This window comes from Sphingorhabdus contaminans, assembly GCF_007280415.1.
Classification (GTDB): Bacteria; Pseudomonadota; Alphaproteobacteria; order Sphingomonadales; family Sphingomonadaceae; genus Sphingorhabdus_B; species Sphingorhabdus_B contaminans.
Genome location: NZ_VKKU01000002.1, coordinates 1,409,863 through 1,428,245 on the forward strand (window position 1 = coordinate 1,409,863; position 18,383 = coordinate 1,428,245).

14 protein-coding genes and 2 pseudogenes are annotated in these 18,383 nt (G+C 60.5%); 7 read left to right on the forward strand and 9 right to left on the reverse strand.

All coding sequences use genetic code 11. The features are described 5' to 3' along the window. Positions 1-78: 78 nt before the first annotated feature. Genes FOM92_RS15005 through FOM92_RS15020 form a run of 4 tightly spaced genes read left to right on the forward strand, consistent with a single transcriptional unit; the run spans position 79 to position 6,318 of the window. Positions 79-3,669 (forward strand): hydantoinase B/oxoprolinase family protein, encoded by a 3,591-nt coding sequence (locus FOM92_RS15005; RefSeq protein WP_143777617.1) that lies wholly within the window; start codon positions 79-81, stop codon positions 3,667-3,669. Positions 3,670-3,701: 32 nt separating this feature from the next. Next, positions 3,702-4,394 carry a DUF969 domain-containing protein gene (locus FOM92_RS15010; protein WP_143777618.1) on the forward strand — a complete coding sequence of 231 codons (693 nt, stop codon included), beginning with the start codon at positions 3,702-3,704 and terminating at the stop codon, positions 4,392-4,394. Continuing rightward, positions 4,391-5,332, forward strand: a complete 942-nt coding sequence (locus FOM92_RS15015) for a DUF979 domain-containing protein (RefSeq protein ID WP_143777619.1) — start codon at positions 4,391-4,393, stop codon at positions 5,330-5,332. The genes FOM92_RS15010 and FOM92_RS15015 overlap by 4 nt, the downstream gene beginning before the upstream one ends. Next, on the forward strand, positions 5,329-6,318 hold the full coding sequence (locus FOM92_RS15020) for a DUF2891 domain-containing protein (protein ID WP_143777620.1): 990 nt from the start codon (positions 5,329-5,331) through the stop codon (positions 6,316-6,318). Before FOM92_RS15015 ends, FOM92_RS15020 begins: the two co-directional genes overlap by 4 nt. Positions 6,319-6,336: 18 nt before the next feature. Here the strand turns inward: FOM92_RS15020 and FOM92_RS15025 are convergent, their stop codons facing one another. From FOM92_RS15025 to FOM92_RS15045, 5 genes are read right to left on the reverse strand one after another with little or no spacing between them, the layout of a single operon-like run. After that, positions 6,337-6,951 (reverse strand): hypothetical protein, encoded by a 615-nt coding sequence (locus tag FOM92_RS15025; RefSeq protein ID WP_143777621.1) that lies wholly within the window; start codon positions 6,949-6,951, stop codon positions 6,337-6,339. Between the two features lie 24 nt (positions 6,952-6,975). Further along, positions 6,976-7,200, reverse strand: coding sequence for a hypothetical protein (locus FOM92_RS15030; protein WP_143777622.1), 225 nt, complete (start codon positions 7,198-7,200; stop codon positions 6,976-6,978). Positions 7,201-7,240: 40 nt separating this feature from the next. Beyond that, positions 7,241-7,837 (reverse strand): hypothetical protein, encoded by a 597-nt coding sequence (locus FOM92_RS15035; protein ID WP_143777623.1) that lies wholly within the window; start codon positions 7,835-7,837, stop codon positions 7,241-7,243. 4 nt (positions 7,838-7,841) lie between these two features. Then, positions 7,842-8,072 (reverse strand): hypothetical protein, encoded by a 231-nt coding sequence (locus FOM92_RS15040; RefSeq protein ID WP_143777624.1) that lies wholly within the window; start codon positions 8,070-8,072, stop codon positions 7,842-7,844. A 54-nt stretch (positions 8,073-8,126) separates the two neighbouring features. Next, positions 8,127-10,169, reverse strand: coding sequence for an amidohydrolase family protein (locus tag FOM92_RS15045; protein WP_143777625.1), 2,043 nt, complete (start codon positions 10,167-10,169; stop codon positions 8,127-8,129). A 242-nt stretch (positions 10,170-10,411) separates the two neighbouring features. Here FOM92_RS15045 and FOM92_RS15050 point away from each other — a divergent pair, with 242 nt between their 5' ends. Both FOM92_RS15050 and FOM92_RS15055 read left to right on the forward strand, forming a co-directional pair. Next, positions 10,412-11,530: an Rv3169 family protein gene (locus FOM92_RS15050; RefSeq protein ID WP_143777626.1), complete on the forward strand. Its 1,119-nt coding sequence runs from the start codon at positions 10,412-10,414 to the stop codon at positions 11,528-11,530. Then, entirely contained in the window at positions 11,527-12,588 is a 1,062-nt protein-coding gene (locus tag FOM92_RS15055; RefSeq protein WP_246087324.1) for a phosphotransferase family protein, read from the forward strand. Before FOM92_RS15050 ends, FOM92_RS15055 begins: the two co-directional genes overlap by 4 nt. 238 nt (positions 12,589-12,826) lie before the next feature. Here the strand turns inward: FOM92_RS15055 and FOM92_RS15060 are convergent, their stop codons facing one another. The 3 genes from FOM92_RS15060 to FOM92_RS15070 form a co-directional block, all read right to left on the reverse strand. After that, a complete protein-coding gene (locus tag FOM92_RS15060; protein WP_170226919.1) occupies positions 12,827-14,110 on the reverse strand; it encodes a glycoside hydrolase family 130 protein in 1,284 nt (427 codons plus the stop codon). A gap of 12 nt (positions 14,111-14,122) precedes the next feature. After that, on the reverse strand, positions 14,123-16,510 hold the full coding sequence (locus tag FOM92_RS15065) for a glycosyltransferase family 4 protein (RefSeq protein ID WP_246087325.1): 2,388 nt from the start codon (positions 16,508-16,510) through the stop codon (positions 14,123-14,125). 174 nt (positions 16,511-16,684) lie between these two features. Continuing rightward, positions 16,685-17,296, reverse strand: a complete 612-nt coding sequence (locus tag FOM92_RS15070; RefSeq protein ID WP_143777627.1) for a superoxide dismutase — start codon at positions 17,294-17,296, stop codon at positions 16,685-16,687. A gap of 206 nt (positions 17,297-17,502) precedes the next feature. On the opposite strand from FOM92_RS15070, the pseudogene FOM92_RS16265 reads away from it, so the two are divergent. Beyond that, positions 17,503-17,601 (forward strand): annotated as a pseudogene (locus FOM92_RS16265) (hypothetical protein); the annotation flags it as partial. A gap of 44 nt (positions 17,602-17,645) precedes the next feature. Here FOM92_RS16265 and FOM92_RS15075 read toward each other — a convergent pair. Beyond that, positions 17,646-17,987, reverse strand: a pseudogene (locus FOM92_RS15075) (magnesium chelatase ATPase subunit I); the annotation flags it as partial. Positions 17,988-18,383 lie beyond the last annotated feature (396 nt).

Genomic DNA, 18,383 nt, shown 5'->3' on the forward strand with positions numbered 1-18,383 from the left:
CCTTTTTCCCCGATTTGAATGCCGCAGCAAAAGAAGTTTTCATTGGCGCCGGCATGGAGCAAGGGTTAGTCGCCGGACATGGACGGAGATAGCTGGCGATTCTGGGTCGATCGGGGTGGCACCTTTACGGACGTGATCGCGCGTTCGCCCGGCGGCCAAATAAGGACGGTCAAATTGCTGTCCGAAAATCCCGAACAATATCGCGACGCGGCCATTGCCGCGATCCGTCAGGTGACGGGTGTTTCGTCAGGCCCCTTGCCGCCGCTGGAATTGCGTATCGGCACGACCGTTGCGACCAATGCGCTGCTTGAACATAAGGGTGAACCGACTTGCCTTGCCATCACGGGCGGCTTTGGCGACGCCTTGCGGATCGGCTATCAGGAACGGCCGAAGCTGTTCGTGCGCCAGATCGATCTGCCTGCGCCATTGCACGCCAAAGTGGTCGAAATTGACGAACGGATCAGCGCCCGTGGCGATGTCCTGAAACCCCTAGATGTGGAAAGCGCGCGGGCCGGGTTGCAGGCCGCCTTCGATGAGGGGCTTCGGTCGCTGGCGATCATATTGATGCACGGCTTCCGCTATCCCGCACACGAAAAAATATTGGCGGATATCGCTGCGGATATCGGCTTTCCGCATATCTCGGTCAGCCATGTCGTCGCCCCGCTGATCAAGCTGGTCGGGCGCGGCGATACGACGCTGGTTGATGCCTATCTGTCGCCGGTGCTGCGCCATTATGTCCGGCAACTGGAAAGCGATGCGGGCGGCGACATTGCGGCGCTGTTCATGCAATCCAATGGCGGGCTTGCCAGCAGCGACCGGTTCCAGGGCAAGGATGCTGTCCTGTCGGGGCCGGCAGGTGGCATTGTAGGCATGGCCAAGACCGCGGCGCAGGCGGGCATTGCGCATATCATCGGCTTTGACATGGGCGGCACGTCGACCGACGTGTCGCATTATGCCGGCCAATATGAACGCGAAAGCGAAACGATGGTGGCAGGCGTGCGCATTCGCGCGCCGATGATGCGCATCCATACGGTTGCCGCAGGGGGCGGATCCATCTGCACTTTTGACGGCGCGCGTTTTCAGGTTGGCCCGCATTCGGCTGGCGCAATCCCCGGGCCTGCCTGCTACCGGCGCGGCGGGCCGCTGACCGTGACGGATTGCAACGTCATGCTGGGCAAGCTTGTGCCCGACCATTTCCCCAACATCTTCGGACCGGACGCCAACCAGCCGCTCGACACCGCAATTGTCCGCAGCAAGCTGGAGACCATGAGCGCCGAGATTGCTATGGCCACCGGACAGCAACTGGGGCCGGAGGAAATTGCCGAAGGCTTTGTCACCATTGCGGTGGCCAATATGGCCAATGCGATCAAGAAAATCTCGGTCGAGCGGGGTCATGATGTGACCCGCTACACGCTGGCCTGTTTCGGTGGTGCAGGCGGGCAGCATGCCTGTCTTGTCGCCGATGCGCTGGGCATGGACCAGGTGATGATCCACCCGCTGGCCGGCGTATTGTCGGCCTATGGTATGGGCCTTGCCGACCGGCGGGCCATCCGGGAACAGACCTATGGCGGCCCGATGGATGAAGAGGGGCTCGCGCCGCTCATCCGGAAACTGACTGCCGATGCGGAAGCCGATTTGCGGGCACAGGGCGTTGACGGCCCCGTCTTTGGGGAGGCTGCCGTCCATATCCGCTATGAAGGTACCGATAGCAGTATCGAAATTGCCTATGGCGACGTGCCCGCCATGCGCGCGGCATTTGAGGAACGGCATTTGCGCCAGTTCGGCTTTATCAGCGCCGCGCCGCTGGTCGTCGAAATGGTCCGTGTGGAGGCGGTTTTCCGCAGCCCTGATGAAAGCGGCCGCCTATTCGACCTGCCGGCAAAATCCGGTCCGCCGCTCGCGCATCTGTCCTGTTTCATGGCGGGCGCCGCGCACAATACGCCGCTTTATGACCGGGGCGATCTTGCCGCCGGATTTACGGTGCAGGGTCCTGCGATCATTATCGATCCGGTTTCGACAACCGTGGTGGAACCCGGCTGGTCGGTCGAGGTCGATAGCATCGGCAATCTGATGATGACACGCAGCACGCCCCGCGCCACCCCTGTTGCCATCGGAACCGAGGTCGATCCCGTCCGCCTTGAAATCATGGGCGGTCTGTTCATGGCAATTGCGGAGGAAATGGGCGCGGCGTTGCAGCACAGTGCGTCGTCGGTGAATATCCGCGAACGTCTGGATTTTTCCTGCGCGCTGTTTGATGCCGACGGCAATCTGGTGGCCAATGCGCCGCATATGCCGGTGCATCTGGGATCAATGGGGGAAAGCGTCCGCACGATCCTGAAACGGCGGGCAGGCGGCCGTGACGGGCGGGGAATTTGTGCAGGCGATGTCTACGCGCTGAATGCCCCCTATGACGGGGGAACCCATTTGCCCGATATCACGGTCATCATGCCGGTATTTGTCGATTCCTGTGACACCTTGCCTTCCTATTTTGTGGCGGCGCGTGGACATCATGCGGATATTGGCGGGATCACGCCGGGGTCAATGCCCCCCAATAGCCGGTCGGTCGAAGAGGAAGGCGTCCTCATTGACAATATGCTGATTGTCGAAAACGGACAGTTTCTGGAGGAGGATGTCCGCCGGTTGCTGGGGTCCGGCGCATGGCCGTCACGGAACATTACGCAGAATCTGGCCGATCTGAAGGCACAGGTTGCCGCCTGTGCCAAGGGCGCATCCGAACTGGTGCGGATCAGCGGCGATTATGGCCGGGCTGTGGTCACGGCCTATATGCAGCATGTGCAGGACAATGCCGAGGATGCCGTGCGCCGTTTGATCCTGCGCCTGTCGGACGGCCATTTCCGCTACGCCATGGACAATGAGGCAGTGGTCGAGGTGGATATCCGGATCGACCGGGAAGCCCGCACCGCCATTGTCGATTTCACCGGAACGACCGCGCAACTGGATGGAAATTTCAATGCGCCGGTATCGGTCGTCCGCGCCGCAGTGCTGTATGTTGTCCGCACCTTGATCGATGACAGCATTCCGATGAATGAAGGTTGTCTGAAACCGGTCACCATCATCGCACCCCAAGGAACGCTGGTAAATCCGCGCTACCCTGCTGCGGTGGTCGCGGGAAATGTCGAAACCAGCCAGGTGATTACAGACGCGCTCTTTGGCGCCCTCGGGGTGATGGCGGGGGCGCAGGGGACAATGAACAACTTCACCTTTGGCAATGAACGGCACCAATATTATGAAACCATCGCGGGCGGTTCGGGCGCAGGACCGGATTTTGACGGTGCATCGGTGGTGCAGACTCACATGACCAACAGCCGCCTGACCGATCCCGAAATATTGGAAACGCGCTTCCCGATATTGCTGGAGGAATTTTCGGTCCGCACAGGCTCTGGCGGCGCAGGGCATCATCGCGGTGGTGATGGCGCGGTACGCCGCCTGCGCTTTCTGGAAACGATGACGGCGGGCATCCTGTCCAACCGCCGCAAGATTCCGCCCTTCGGGCTTGCCGGCGGTGAACCGGCAATGCCCGGAATCAACCGCATAGAGCGTGCCGATGGCCGCGTCGAAATCCTGGGCGCGACGGCAACGGCCGAGATGGCGGCGGGCGACATATTTGTCATCGAAACTCCGGGCGGTGGCGGCTATGGCACGATTTGAGGGCAGGGCGTAAGGGCAGGGGAGTTTAGCTGATGTGGGTATTGCTCGGGATCGTCGTGATCGTCGCCGGCTTCATGCTGCGGTTCAACCCGTTGCTGGTGATCATGGCATCGGCTGCGGTGACCGGCATTGCCGCAGGGTTCGACCTGCACGCCATCATCTCGGCCTTTGGTAAAGCCTTTAACGACGCACGCTATGTGTCCATCGTGTGGATCGTTCTGCCGGTGATCGGGATGCTCGAAGCCTTTGGCCTGCAGGAACGGGCCCGCGGTCTGATCTCAAGCCTCAAGGGCGCAACCATTGGACGCCTGCTGGCCGGCTATCTTCTTTTGCGGCAGGCGACCGCGGCCCTGGGTCTGACCTCCATTGCCGGTCATCCGCAAACCGTCCGTCCCCTTGTTGCGCCCATGGCAGAGGCCGCAGCCGAAAAACAGGCCGACACCCTGACCGACAAGGAAAGGGAGGAGGTTAAAGCCTATTCCGCCGCGACCGACAATGTCGGCCTTTTCTTTGGCGAGGATATATTTCTGGCCATCGGCTCGATCCTGCTGATGAAAGGATTGCTCGAACAATATGGCATCATATTGGAACCGTTCGAGCTTTCCATCTGGGCCATTCCGACCGCGATTGCGGCCTTCATCATCCACGGATTCCGGCTCTGGCGGCTTGACCGCCGTCTGGCACGAAAGACCGCCGCTGCGGCCCAAAGCGGAGAGGGCGCATGATCACGCTGACCTGGGTCTATGTGCTGGCGGGCGCCGCCTTTGCCGCCTTCGCGCTGTTCAACCTTGCCGACACAAGCAACAGCCGCCGCTATGGGAATGCCGCATTTTGGGGGCTGATGGCCGTCAGCATGTGGGCCGGGGACTGGCTCGGCGATTTTGGCAATGGCCTGCTCGTCCTTGCCCTTGTCGCTATTGCGGGCTTCGGCGGGCTTGGCAAAGCGAAGGACGACGCCATCCCTGACGCAACCAAGCAGGAACGGGCCGCGCGTTACGGCAATGGCCTGTTCGGCATCGCCCTCATCATCCCCGCCACGGCCTTGGCCGGGACCTTGCTTTTCAAGGAATTTCCCGCCCTGTTCGATGTGAAGCAAGTGACCCTCATTTCGCTCGCCATGGGTGTCCTGCTCGCGCTGGCGGTCGGTTATATCTGGTTGCGGGCGGCGCCTTCGCTGCCGCTGTCGCAGGGGCGGCGGCTGATGGATTCGGTCGGCTGGGCGGCGATCCTTCCCCAAATGCTGGCGAGCCTGGGCGCGGTTTTCGCGCTGGCGGGCGTGGGGGATGTTGTGGGCGGCGTCATCCAGCAGGCTATTCCGGCAGGGAGCCTTGCGGGCGCGGTCATTGCCTTTGGCCTTGGAATGGCGCTGTTCACGATGGTCATGGGCAATGCCTTTGCGGCATTTCCGGTCATGATCGCGGCGATCGGCATGCCCTTGCTGATCAAGCAATATGACGGCGACCCGGCCATCATTTGCGCCATCGGCATGCTCGCGGGTTTTTGCGGGACGCTGATGACGCCGATGGCCGCCAATTTCAATCTGGTCCCGGCGGCGCTGCTGGAGCTGAACGATGAAAATGCGGTCGTCAAAGCGCAGGTTGCAACGGCGATTCCCTTGCTGGCCGTCAACATCGCGCTGATCTATTTTCTGGCGTTCCGATGACCGAACTGACCGCCGCCATTGCCTCGCAATTTGCCCGCAGCACGCTCGGCCATATCGGCAAGCCCTTTCCGTATAAAATGGATCTGGTGCTGAACGGGCCTGAGGATGCGCGCCTTCCGTCCGCGTTCCACCCGATTTTTTACGGCAGTTTCGACTGGCATAGCTGTGTCCATGGCTGGTGGCAGATCATGCGGCTGGCGCGGCTTTTTCCGGACATGGCGGAGGCGGCGGACATCTTCGCGCGCGCCGATACCATGCTGGTCCCGGAGAAGGTCGCCGTCGAACGCGCCTTTCTCGACCGGCCGCTATCGGCGGGTTTTGAGCGGCCTTATGGATGGGCATGGCTGCTGGCGCTGCATGCAGAGCTGGAGCGGCATGACGGGCCGTGGGCGGCGGCGCTTGAGCCACTGGCGCTTGCCTTCGCCGCGCGCTTCCACGATTTCCTGCCCAAGCTGACCTATCCCTTGCGCGTCGGCACGCATTTCAACATTTCCTTTGCGCTCGTGCTGGCGGGTGAATGGGCCGAAAAGCGGGATCCCGCACTCACCGCGCTGATCGCGCAAAAAGCCCGGGGATGGTTCGCGCAGGATCGCGATTGCCAGGCATGGGAACCGGGGGGCGATGAATTCCTCTCCTCCGCGCTCACCGAAGCGTTGCTGATGAGCAGGGTCCTGCCCGGACACGAATTTGCCGATTGGTTTGACGGCTTTCTGCCCGCCGCCGCCCAAGGCCGTCCGGCGAGCCTGTTCACCCCCGCCATCGTCTCCGACCGCAGCGACGGCAAGATCGCGCATCTCGACGGCCTCAACCTCAGCCGCGCCTGGTGCTGGCGGGCCATTGCGGCGGCGCTTGGTCCTGAACATCCGGTTGCGCAGCCAGCCGAACAGACCGCCCGGCAGCATCTGGAGGCCAGCCTTCCGCATGTCACCGGCGACTATATGGGCGAACACTGGCTTGCTACCTTCGCGCTGCTGGCGCTCGAATAGGCGTGCCGGTCGCCCTGTTCAGCGGTGGTCCGGCGTCTCGCGCAACCTGATTTCGGCAGCCAGACTGTCGCCGCTGGGTGCCTCGGGCAGGCTGCCGTCGGGCAAGGGTCGACCAAGCAGGATGTAACTGCGTGCGCCCGAACCCGCAGGTGCAGGGCCGCCGCCGGTGCCGTTATGCGGCGCGCCATCGCTCCACATTATTTCAAGATCGCCCCGGCCTGCGGCATCGCCCAATGCCTTCACCCTCAGCACACCGGCCGGTGGCACGGCGATGCGGCCGCGGCGCTGGGCGAAGGGAAAATCCGCCCCGCGCCAGACAATTTCCGCAGGCGCGCGCGGATCTTCCAGCAATATGGTCCAAGACTGCGCATAGCCCGGCGGGACGCTGATCTCCAGCTTCGAGGGCGGGGACCAGCTCGATTCAAAAAAGGTGGCGGCAACCGCGCTTAGGCCCAGCGCCACGCCGATCAGGGATGCGAACAGACCGGCTTTTTTGACCGCCGCAGGGGACGCGCCCCTCTGCCGTGCCACCCATCTGCCCAGCAGCAGGGCGATTGCCCAAGCGCCGACGATCATCAGCACCATCGCAAGGATGATCGCCACCGCCAGACCGCCCATGCCGTCGCCGCCCATTCAGCGCCTCCTGTTCAACCGGCGCTACTTTCCATTGCGGCGCATCAGGAATACCGAAACCAGACCGATCCCTGCAACCACACCCATTACCGTGCCCATGGTCGAGGACATGGTGGCGATTGCCTCGGCCGGGGTACCCGAAGGCTTCAGGCTGCCCGATTTGATTCCGGACAGCAGCCACATCCATATCCCGGCGAGCAATGCTTCGCTGACAAGGAGGACGATAAGAAGGCGGGTGGAGGGTTTCATGTCGGCACGTCCTTTCTGCAAAATGGAGCCAAAAGCTGTCCTAGCGCGCGGCGGGGGCGATGGGGTTCAGGGTAACTTCACCGAAAATGTCCCGCAAAATGGCCTCGCCGCCCTCGACCGACAGGGGCGGGGCCTTGCCGACAAAGGCGGGGCCGCGCACGGCGTAGTTGAGGGTGTAGATCGAGTCGGCGTCGCGGAACATCATGATATAATTCTGTTCCCCCGCACCCTTCAGGGCCTTGGGATAGGCCCCCGCCGGCAGCGATGCGCAGCCATTGGCGATGATGGACCGTTTCAGCCCGCTCGCCAATATCCGTTCGCCGCCATCCCGGTAAATAGGTCCCGATGTGCAGGATGCCGGGTAAAAGGCCTGACGGGCGATGTCGCCGCTCTTCATCGGGGATCGCCCAAGCCCGCGATAGGCCTGTATCGTCACCAGTCTGGTCCAATTGGCGAGCGTCTGCCCCTTAGGGACATATTCGATAAGGATGTTGGTGCCATTATTGCGGTCATTTGCCCGGACCATATCCGCAGGCAGATTGAAGGCGAGCATCCGTTCGAACACGGGTACCCGTGCCGGTTCTGCCGGTGCTGCAAAGGCTGGTGCCGCTAACGCAAGAAGGAGAAAAGGTCGCATGCTTTCACTCTTTCGGTTTTTTGCCGGTTGATCCAAAATACCATGCCCCTGCGATGCCGCCAAGAAGGGCGAGCGCCGGGGCGATGACAAAGGCAACGCCCATGATGCCGCCCCCGTCGCGGTCGACCACATCGAGCAGGTCCCACGCGAAGACCGTGCCGAACAGAACCACGGCATAGGTGGCGACCGCGCCGCCTGCAAAACCCACCCCGGCGCGCAAGCATCCGCCGGACATCAGGTGCAGGCCTTTTGCATGGACATATTCAGCTCCCCCCTAGCAGTGTTCTGCCTATTTCGGCTTTCCGCTAAAGCCGCTTGCCGCGCGCAGTTCATCGGCGTTGAGGCGGTAGCCGTCCAGAAACACGGTCGTGATCCGGCGGAGCGCGGCCATATCCTTGGAGGCGTCGCCTTCCACAAGGATCAGGCTTGCGCTTTTGCCGGGTTCGATCGATCCGAAACGGTCATCCATTCCGGTCATCCGCGCCGGAATGATCGTTGCCGTCTGCAACGCCTCTTCATTGCTAAGCCCTGCCTGCTGATAGAGTTCAAGCTCGCGCACCAGTTCGAGGCCATAGCCGTCTGTTCCGGCAACAATACGGACCCCCGCCTTGTGCAGGCGGCCGACAACGCCGACCATTTTATTAAAGCTCGCCTTGAAATCCGCGCGGGTCAGGCCGTCAAACAAGGGGTAGCCGCCAATCTTCCAACTGCGCGACACGGCAGGCGGGGATATATCGGCAAAGGGGACATAAGCCGGCGAGGTCGTGCTTCCGTCAGAGGTCAGGCTGCCTTCCCAGACCGAAATTGTCGGATCGATGATCGTCTTGCGTTCGGCAAGTTCGGCATAAAATGCCCGCATTTCGGGGGAGTCCAGATCGACATCCTTGCCATATTTGGCCGGACCTTCCAATCGTGCGGCGGTGTTGGCCTTGTCGACGACATCCTGCGGCATCGCCTGCATCATGATAAAATTGATATGCGTGATTTCATCATAGCCTGCACGTACCGCCTCGATCGGCCGCATCCCGGCAGGGATATGTCCGCTGACATGCAGCCCCAGACGATGGGCCTCCGCCGCGGCCGGGGCGATCCATGCCGGCGTCATCGACGTATAGAATTTTGCGCCGGACAGTCCGGCATCCTTGATCTTGCGCACTGCCGCAATGGCCTCTTCGGCCGAACTGACGGTCAGGGAACCTTGCGCGGCAAGGGGGTCCTTGCGGTCAATGATAACCGCGACCTTGCCGTCGGGCGCAAGAAGATCGCCCGCCGCCCGCCGTTTGAAGATGCTGAGCGATTCATCGATCATCGAACCCGGGCTGCGGAAGTTGGTGATGCCGGTCGCGACATTTTGCAGCAGGTTCCAGTCGCTGCCGCCGACATGCAGATGGGAATCCCACAATCCGGGAAGCAGGGTCTTGCCGCGTCCGTCGATCCGTGTGGTCCCCTTTAGTGCCTTGATCGAACCTGCGGCGCCAATCGTCTTGATCTTGCCATCCTCGATCAGGACGGCGCGTCCGGCAACATAGCGTCCGGCAACCGAGTCAAACATCAGCACATTGTCGACCAATGTAGCCGTCCGGTTTGCAGGGCTCAGAAACTTGCGCGCCACATCGCGCACCATCACGGCTTCGGTCGCGTCCTGCACTTCCTTCAGCCGGGGACCTGCCTTTTCATAGCCGGCAGGCAGCAGCGAAATGACACCGGCATTGCCGAAATAACGGTTATTCTTGTCGAGCCATACAGGTGACGGGGCAAAGCCTGCACCCGTTATATAAGCAAGCTTCACCATCTCCTTGCCCGCCGGTCCGTCAATCTCGGTCGCGGCGCCGATGGAAATGGTTGCCTTGCCACCCGGCAGCAGGTCAATTCCCTTGCTGCCTGCCGCGACGAGCGCATCCACATCAAGGGCACTGGACAGCCAGGGGCCGCCATAGCTGCTGTAGCGCTTGTTCCCCAGGGGTGCGCTGCCTTCGTCCACGGCTGTCTTCCAGCGTGCAATGCCATTTCCATCGACGCTGAAATCTTCGGTCGCATCGCCGCTGTCGGTATAGCCACGAATGCTGATGGTCGTGGGGCGTCCGTCAGGACCAAGAACCGTGGTCTGGTCCGTCTCGGTAATCCAGCCACGCAGGGACATGGACATGCGATAGGCCAGTTTGCCGTCTTCGGTCTTCCACGACCAGACATCGCCATGCTTTCCGGCGGCCGAGCTGATCGTATAATGCTGCGCTGTGGCCGGCGGCTGCAACAGCTGTTCTTTGGGCGTGGGCTCTGCATGTGCGAGTGACGAAGTGGTGAAAAGCAGAAGAGCGAACAGCTTGAGGCGCATGGATTGGTCCCTTTCTCATTGGCAGGCGCAAGTATAGATGCGCCCATCCCCCGGAATCGGAGTGAGCCACAGCCGGAAAGTCTATGCAAGTGCAATGTTGCGTTCATGCTGCGCAGCATGAATGGTACCGCGCGCTCCCGGCGTCCGAAGCCCAAATGCCGCTTGCCTCGCATCCGACTTATGTTAGCTACTCGCCTGCGGACCCGACGAAAATAGGGACGGGCAAAAGGGGAGGAACAGATATGCTGACGGCTGGGGATGATTTCCCGATCCACCAATCGCCGGAGCCTGTCGCGCTCGTTTCGGATCGCAATTTTTATGACCGCTATTTCTTCAATGGCAGCTCGCCCGATGGCCGCATCTTCTTCGCCGCCGCCATAGGCATCTATCCCGCCCTCGATATCATTGACGGCGCATTTTGCGTCATGGTCGACGGGGTGCAGCATAATCTGCGGGCGTCGGCACGGATGCAGGGGGAGCGGATGGCGATGCGGGTGGGGCCGATCTCGGTCGAGATTGTGCAACCCTTGCATATCCTGCGGCTGTTGGTCGGGGCCAATGACGGTCCCCTGTCCTGCGACCTGACTTTTGTGGGCCGCCATTTCCCGATTGAAGAGCCCCGCTTTACGCGGCGGAACGGCACCCGGCTGTTCATGGACTATACCCGCCTCACGCAAAACGGCCACTGGTCGGGACATATACTGGTGGACGGACAGCGTATCGATCTGGACGAAAGCTATCGGGGAACGCGTGACCGCAGTTGGGGCGTCCGCCCCGTCGGCGCATCGGACCCGCAACCGCCGCCCGCTTCCCTGTCCGGTGCTTTGCCGCAGTTTTTCTGGCTCTGGACGCCATGCAATTTTGACGGCCACTCGCTGTTTCTCCACACCAATGACGATGGCGAAGGCGAACCCTGGAACCGTCGCGGGGTTCTGTTCCCCGACGGGGGCAGGGAACGGCATTTCGACAAGGTCGCCATCGCCATAGACTGGAATCCCGGAACACGCCGTGCACGCGAGGTCAGGGTCGATTTGGGCCCGGATACCAGCCTGCTGCTCAAACCCGGTGCGGGCGGCGGCAGCAGCGCGGGGCATTTTTACATGAACGGCCTTGGCTACACCCATCCCCAATGGGGGCATGGTATGGACCATGGACCATTGGAAGTTGCGCATGACCGCATCGACCTTGCCAATGTGAATGACAATGACCCGTCCTATATGCATATCCAGGCCCTGTCCGAAGCGGTGCTGACGCATGAAGGACGCGTGCTGCACGGGCGCGGGGTCGTCGAACAATTGTTCCTCGGACCGCATGGGCCCAGTGGCCTTACGGGTCTTTTCGATCCGGCTGTTCCGGCATGACCAACGCGATGGCGGATTATCCCACCCATCCCGATCAGATGCAGGCCGGATGGCTGGCCGAAACGCTTGGGTTTCCGGCAGATTCGCTGCGCGGCTTTTCGGTCCGGCCCGTGGGCACGGGGCAAATGTGCGACAGCTACCGTCTGGCGCTGGATTGGGCGCAAGGGGTAGTAGATGCGCCCGCGACGATAATCGCCAAATGCCCCAGCCACGACGCGGCCAGCCGGGAGGTCGCCCGAACCCTTGGCGGCTACATCCTCGAAGTAAAATGGTACCAGACGCTTGCCCATGAAGTCGGGGTGCCGCGCCCCCATTGCCATTTCGCCCGGATCGAAGAGGACGGGGTCAGCTTTTTGCTGCTGCTCGGCGACCTTGCGCCTGCGGCACAAGGGGACCAGTTGCGCGGGGCGGGACCGCTGGAAATCAATCTTGCAATTGATGCAGCGGCAGAACTGCACGCGCCGTTATGGAACAGCCCGCGTCTGGCTGGCATCGACTGGCTGCAACGCGATACGCGCCCGATCGTGCGTGCGCTTTTCCCCTCCTATTTTGCGCAATTCCGCGAACGCTATGCGCAGCGGCTGGACCCTGAATGCCTTGCGCTTGGCGATGGTCTGGTCCGGAAACTTGATGCCTATCTGGCGTATGAACCGTCCGCAACGACGCTGCAGCACGGGGATTTACGTGTCGACAATATCCTTTTCGCGCCCGACCAGAGCGCCTGTTGGGTCGTGGATTGGCAGACATTATCGATCGGGGCAGGCGCGCGCGATCTGGCCTATCTGATCGGCACGAGCATCTCCGATCCCGCAGAACGGGCGGCGCTGGATCGTCCGGCATTTGACCGCTGGACGAACCGCCTTGCGGCCCTTGGCGTGGCGACGGATATCGATGCGCTGTGGCAGGATTACCGCCTGGGTGCCTTGTCGGGCTATTTCATGGCCGTCTTTGCCTCCATGAGCGTGGAGCGGACCGAGCGGGGTGACGAGATGTTCGCGGTCATGGCCGAACGTCCGGCGCGGCAGGCCATCGCCCTGCGCAGCCTCGACCTGCTGTAGCCCGCCCGGCGCGCCGGGAACGCGCTTGCAATGTAGGACATCATTCGCAACTCTGCGACCGATGTCGATCTGTGCGATGTTCGCCTGCGCTCTTTGAACTGTGTACATCCCTGTCCGGCTTTTTCGGACGTCAGGAACGAGGGCTCATCTCTTAACTAAAAGCTACAAAGGATACAGTTTTGCACCCTTTTTGCGTGTCTTTTGTATCCTTAAGTCATTCCGGTCCCGGCTCAGGCACCTATTGCATCTGCGCCAGAATATCCCGGATTGCGACAAAGGCGAAGCAGACGGAGCTGTCGGCAACGCCATAGGGCAGGAACAGATCGTCGCCGACGCGGATCGCGCCGCAGGTGTAGACAACATTGGGGACATAGCCTTCCCGGTCTTCATCTGCCGCCGACAGGATCGGGCTTGCTGTTCGTCCGAGAACGCGGGACGGGTCGCTCTTGTCCAGCAACGCCGCGCCGATGGCATATTTGCGCATGGCACCAACGCCATGTGTCAGGACGAGCCAGCCTTCGTCCAGTTCAATCGGTGCGCCACAATTGCCGATCTGGACAAATTCCCAGGGGAATTTCGGCTCCAGCAGCAACGCGCCATCGTCCCATTCTTCGACATTATCGGACCGGAGCAGATAGAGATTTTTGCCATCCTGTCGCCCGATCATAAGATATTGGCCGTCAATCTTGCGGGGGAAAAGCGCCATGCCCTTGTTGCGCCCTGCGCTACCGCGGATGGGTGTCAGGGTGAAATCGTGAAAATCGCGGGTGCACAGCAATTCGGACCGGATGTCCCGGCCGCTATAGGCGGTGTAGGTGCCGACCCATTCGCTGTCGCCATTGTCATGTTCGAATTCGACCAGTCGCAAATCTTCAAGACCGTTCCGCTGGGCTTCGGTCATCGGGAAGATCACGGTGCCGGATATGCTGGCCTCCGGATGGCGGTACACGGAAACCTCGCCATCGGCCGCGTCGCGCTTGGGTTTGCCCAGCATGGCGGCGGTGGCAAAGGCGGGCTGGTGCGACAGGGTGAGATGGCGGCCTGCCGAGATGATGCCTTCGCGAAAGGCGATCGTCGAAATATGCCCTTCGCCGACGGCGCGCAGCGATATCAGTACCCGAACGCTGCCGCGCTGCAGGCCGCTCTGGTCGGGATGACGGACCACGCTGGGGTTCATCAGCGCCGCCGCGGCAAAGCTGTATTCGTGGCAGAAATAGGCACCGATCAGCCGTTTCGTGTTCCGCTTTATGGTGCTGCCGTCAAGTTTGAGGGCAAATTCGATCTGCTTGTACCGGTCGTCAAACACGCGTTCGAGCTGCCAGTGGCGGTCGGCAAAATCGTTGAGGACAATGCCCATCTCGCTCCGCACCGTACGGGGGTCGAGGGCAATGATGTCGCCGACAAGCTTGCGCACCCGTTCGATGTCCGGACCGGATGCCTGCCAGGCGAGGTGGAAGGGGCGCACGACGACACGGCCGGGATCGGCGTGCAGGCGCAACTCATGCTGGAACAAATCAACCACGCGCGATCCCGTTCAGTTGGCGTCCGCTTTGGACATCAAATCCCGGATGGAACAATGCGCCAGTTGGTAAGCCAGCACGGATTCAGCACCCTCGTTCATGTTGAGTCCCCGCGGATTAATGCCGTCATGGCACGATCCGGAAACGGGATCAGCCACCGCAACGCCCCGGTCGTTGGACCCGAAAAACCAGGCATAGGCACGGCTCGCATGGCTCAGCCACTGGCGGTCCCGGGTGGCGTCATATGCCGCATGAGCCGCGTCAATGGCGGCCCATGCCTCCACCGGTTGCTGGTCAAACGGACGGGGCAGGGCATGCGCACGCCCGAAGCTTTCGGAGCCTACGGGGCGGAAAAGGCCCGCCGGGCTGATCTGGATATCCAGAACCCAGCGCAATGTTTCAAGTCCGGCACGGGTGAAATCGGGCCGGTCGAGCCGCAGTCCGGCGCGGATGAGGGCCTCCGGCAACCGGCAATTATCATAGGCAAGGACGCTTTCGAACCAGATCCAGTTGTCCCGCCGTGCCGATGCAAACAGGGTCATCAAACGTTCCCCGCCCTTTTCCAGAACGGACCGTGCCGCCTCGTTCATTCGGTCGGCATCAAGCCGGTAATCCGCGCCCAGCATTGCAAAGGCGGTGGCGCGCGGCGATCCGAAATCGGCGGCGCTGCCGATGGTCCGGTCGAAAAGACATTGTGCCCAGCGGCGCAACGATGGCGTGATACCCTGATGCGATGTGGCACCCAGCGCCCAAAGGGCACGCCCGCAACTGTCCTGCGAACCCGATGCTTCCAGCCAGTTTCGGGCATAGCCCATGAAATTGCGGAACTCCTCAATGTCATCATTCCACGCGCTCTGGACAAAGCCTGCAAAGACCGCCGCAAGCCGGGAGCGATGGGGTTCCGCATCCGGGCCGAGACGGTTCACCAGCATCAGCGCCCGTGCATTGTCGTCAACACAATAGCCATGCGCGCGGTCGGGAACCGAAAAGATAGAATGCTGGATGATACCGGTGCTGTCGCAAATGCGCAGTAGTCCTTCCAGCCCCGGGCTTTGGGCCAAGTCGGCAAAGGGCGAAAAATGGGGCTGAAGCACCTGCGATACCAGATCGTGACAGCGCGCGGCAAAGGCGGGCCAGATCATGTCGCGACCATGATCATAAGCGCGCTTCTGCATGGCATGGAGGCGATCCGGAGTGTCCAGCAACCCGCCGATTTCGCGGGCCAGCGCGGCGCTGTCACCAAAAGGAACAAACACGCCACGATCATCCGCCAGCAGTTCGACAGCATGGGCATAAGGGGTGGAAACCACAGCTTTGCCGAGCGCCACGGCATAGGACAATGTGCCCGATGTCGCCTGGTTGGCGCCAAGATAGGGGGTCACATAAATGTCGGCGGCCTCGATGAGATCCAGCAAATCTTCGGTTTCGAGGAAGGAGTCGATCCAGCGTATATTGTCCTCAACCCCAAGGTCGCTGGCGAGTTTGCGAAGGCTGTCGCGATATGCTTCGCCCTCCCGCGCGACCAGATTGGGGTGGGTGGCTCCGACAATGCAGTAAAGCGTTTCGGGATGCGCGGAGGCTATGGCCGGAAGCGCGCCGATCATGGCCTCAATTCCCTTGCCGGGCGACAAAAGACCGAAGGTCATTATCACCTTCCGGCCGCTCAAATCATGCTCCGCCTTGAACTGGTCCGATCGCCCGAAAGGACGGTCGGGGACACCATGGGGAATGATTTCGATCTGGTCGGGATCCGCGCCGTATATGTCCCGCAGCAAAATGGCGGCACGGTCCGACATCACAATCAGCTTGGACGCGCGGGCGATTATCCGTTCGATCACCCGGCGCTGGTCGGCATCGGGGTCGGGCATCACGGTGTGCAAAGTGACGATCAGCGGTGCCGCAACGCGGTCGAGCAGTTCGAGAATCTGGTCTCCGGCATAGCCGCCAAAAAGGCCAAATTCATGCTGCAGCCAGACAAGATCTGCATGGCTGGATTCGATCTGCCGTGCCGCCGCAATGAAGCTGTCTTTGTCATTTTCGACAATCACACCGCGCACAGGTGATGCAAATGCAATATCGTTGGTGACAGGCGCCATCGCATATACATCAATTTTGGTATCCGGGAACGCCGCCCGAATGGAATCGTGAATATCCGCGGTGAATGTCGCAATCCCGCAGCGCCGCGGTGTGTAACCACCGACAAGGGCGATCCTAGGTGCAATGGCAGCGGCCTGATTTGCCGCCGAATTTCCGTTGGCAGAGGCGTCTTCATCCAGCATGAAGCCACGGCGTAAGATACGCTCAATCCGCAAATCGGTAATGGAGGAAGGCTTGAACCCCCGGGCTAAACCGCTGGGAAGTTGTTTGGCATTGGCGGTAGTTGGATTGGCCAAAAAGCTCATTGCTGCATCTCCAAAACAAATATGTGATTCAACCCGGCGGCTGCAAAAGCCGGAGGGATGAAGGCGCCACAGCTTGCCGCGAACCCGTCGCCACCCGCGTGTTTCCTTCGATGAAAGTCGTAAGCAAAACCGAAGGTGGCGATGTTTGTTCCAGCCGCCGAAATTTCGGAGGACCTAGCTTACGGCCTCTTTTACCGTTTCAAGATTTGCATTGGCGAAATCCCAATTCACCAGATGTTCGAGGAAGGCCTTCACAAAATCGGGTCGGCGATTCTGGTAATCGAGATAATAGGCATGCTCCCAGACATCGCAGCAGAGCAGAGGCGTTTCACCCTTTTCGAAGGGAACTTCGGCATCATGGGTCGTGACGATCCGCACCGCATTGTCGACGTAGACAAGCCATGCCCAGCCCGAACCGAAATGCTTTGTCGCGGCTTCGGCAAAGGCAGTCTGAAAGTCCTCAGGGCTTCCAATATGATCTGCGATCAGCTTCTTGATTTCGCCCGAAGCCTCGCCCCCACCGTCGGGGCTCATTGAGCGCCAGAAGAAATCATGGTTCCAGATCTGCGCAGCGTTGTTGTAAACCGTCTCTTTGCCGTCCACATCATGGGTCCGGTGTATGACTTCCTCCAGCGGCAGATCTCTCAGCGGGTCATCCTTCAGCAAGTCGTTCAATTTGTCGACATAGGCTTTATGATGCTTGCCATAATGATATGACATTGTTTCCGCAGAAATATGCGGTTCCAGCGCATCTTGCGCGTAGGGCAATGGTTTGAGCGTAAACATAGAGGGGCCGTCTCCTTCGAAAAATTGGGGGCGGGAACGGTCCGGTAATGCGGGACCATCCATTCACGGCAGATTGAACGCGCCAACCGTAGAATTGGTCCCGCTTTGCGCAAAATTGAACGCAGCGCCTAATTTCCGCGCTTATAGACAAGCCACAGGATGCGTCTTAAATCCGGAACCGTACGGAATGCAGCGGGGGTCGGTAAGTGTCAGAAATCTATCCCGACACCTCTGAAGCGCCGAAACGAATTTTGGTTTTTGGGGCGACCGGAACCATCGGTCGCGCGACCGTAAGGGCTTTGGCGGAACGTGGATATGACGTTACCTGCTTCGCGCGAACCGGTGCCCAACGATGCGCCTTGGCGAGCAAACCTGGTTCGAACCGCTTTTCCCCATGGGCGAGGGCGCGCTCTAGATCAAGCGTGCCGAGCACGCGATCTTCTGTCGAACCTAATGGCAAGTCGACAAATGGAACTGGCATCTTGTGGGCCTTGAGCGACGTGCAAAGATCAGGGCACTCTTCACGGGCTTCGGGGGCACAGTTAAATCGGCAACCTTCTACAACCGACATGCGAGGTAGTGTAGCTGCGAGAGCGCGGGCTGCAGTCGATTTTCCGGTGCCGCGATCACCGAAAATCATAACTCCGCTAATACGCGCATCAACTGCGGCAATCAGCAACGCAAGCTTCATCTCATCCTGACCGACAATCGCGCTGAATGGAAAGCTGCCGATTACTGTACGCTAACAGAAGAATAGAAGACGGCAAGACGCTTACCGCATTTCGCGCGTCAACGTATTACTTTGGTTGAATGATAAGGCCTGGTCACGAATAAAGAAGCCTGTGCCATCAACTTCGCGGTGTCAGAAAAGCTGCAGGAGTGAACAGCCCGCCAATCGTAGATGATGATTTGACCAAAGACTGGAGATTAACAATTGACCCGCCCGCCAAAAAACAACTGGGGAGCTGTGTGACGGGCGGGTCCGGTTGGCAAAAGCTCTCTCGCAAGCGAGATGAAACTTTACCAAACCGATCTCTTAACTCTGGTGTCCTGAAACTTTAACGAAAACTGGCAAAAGTTCAGGGTA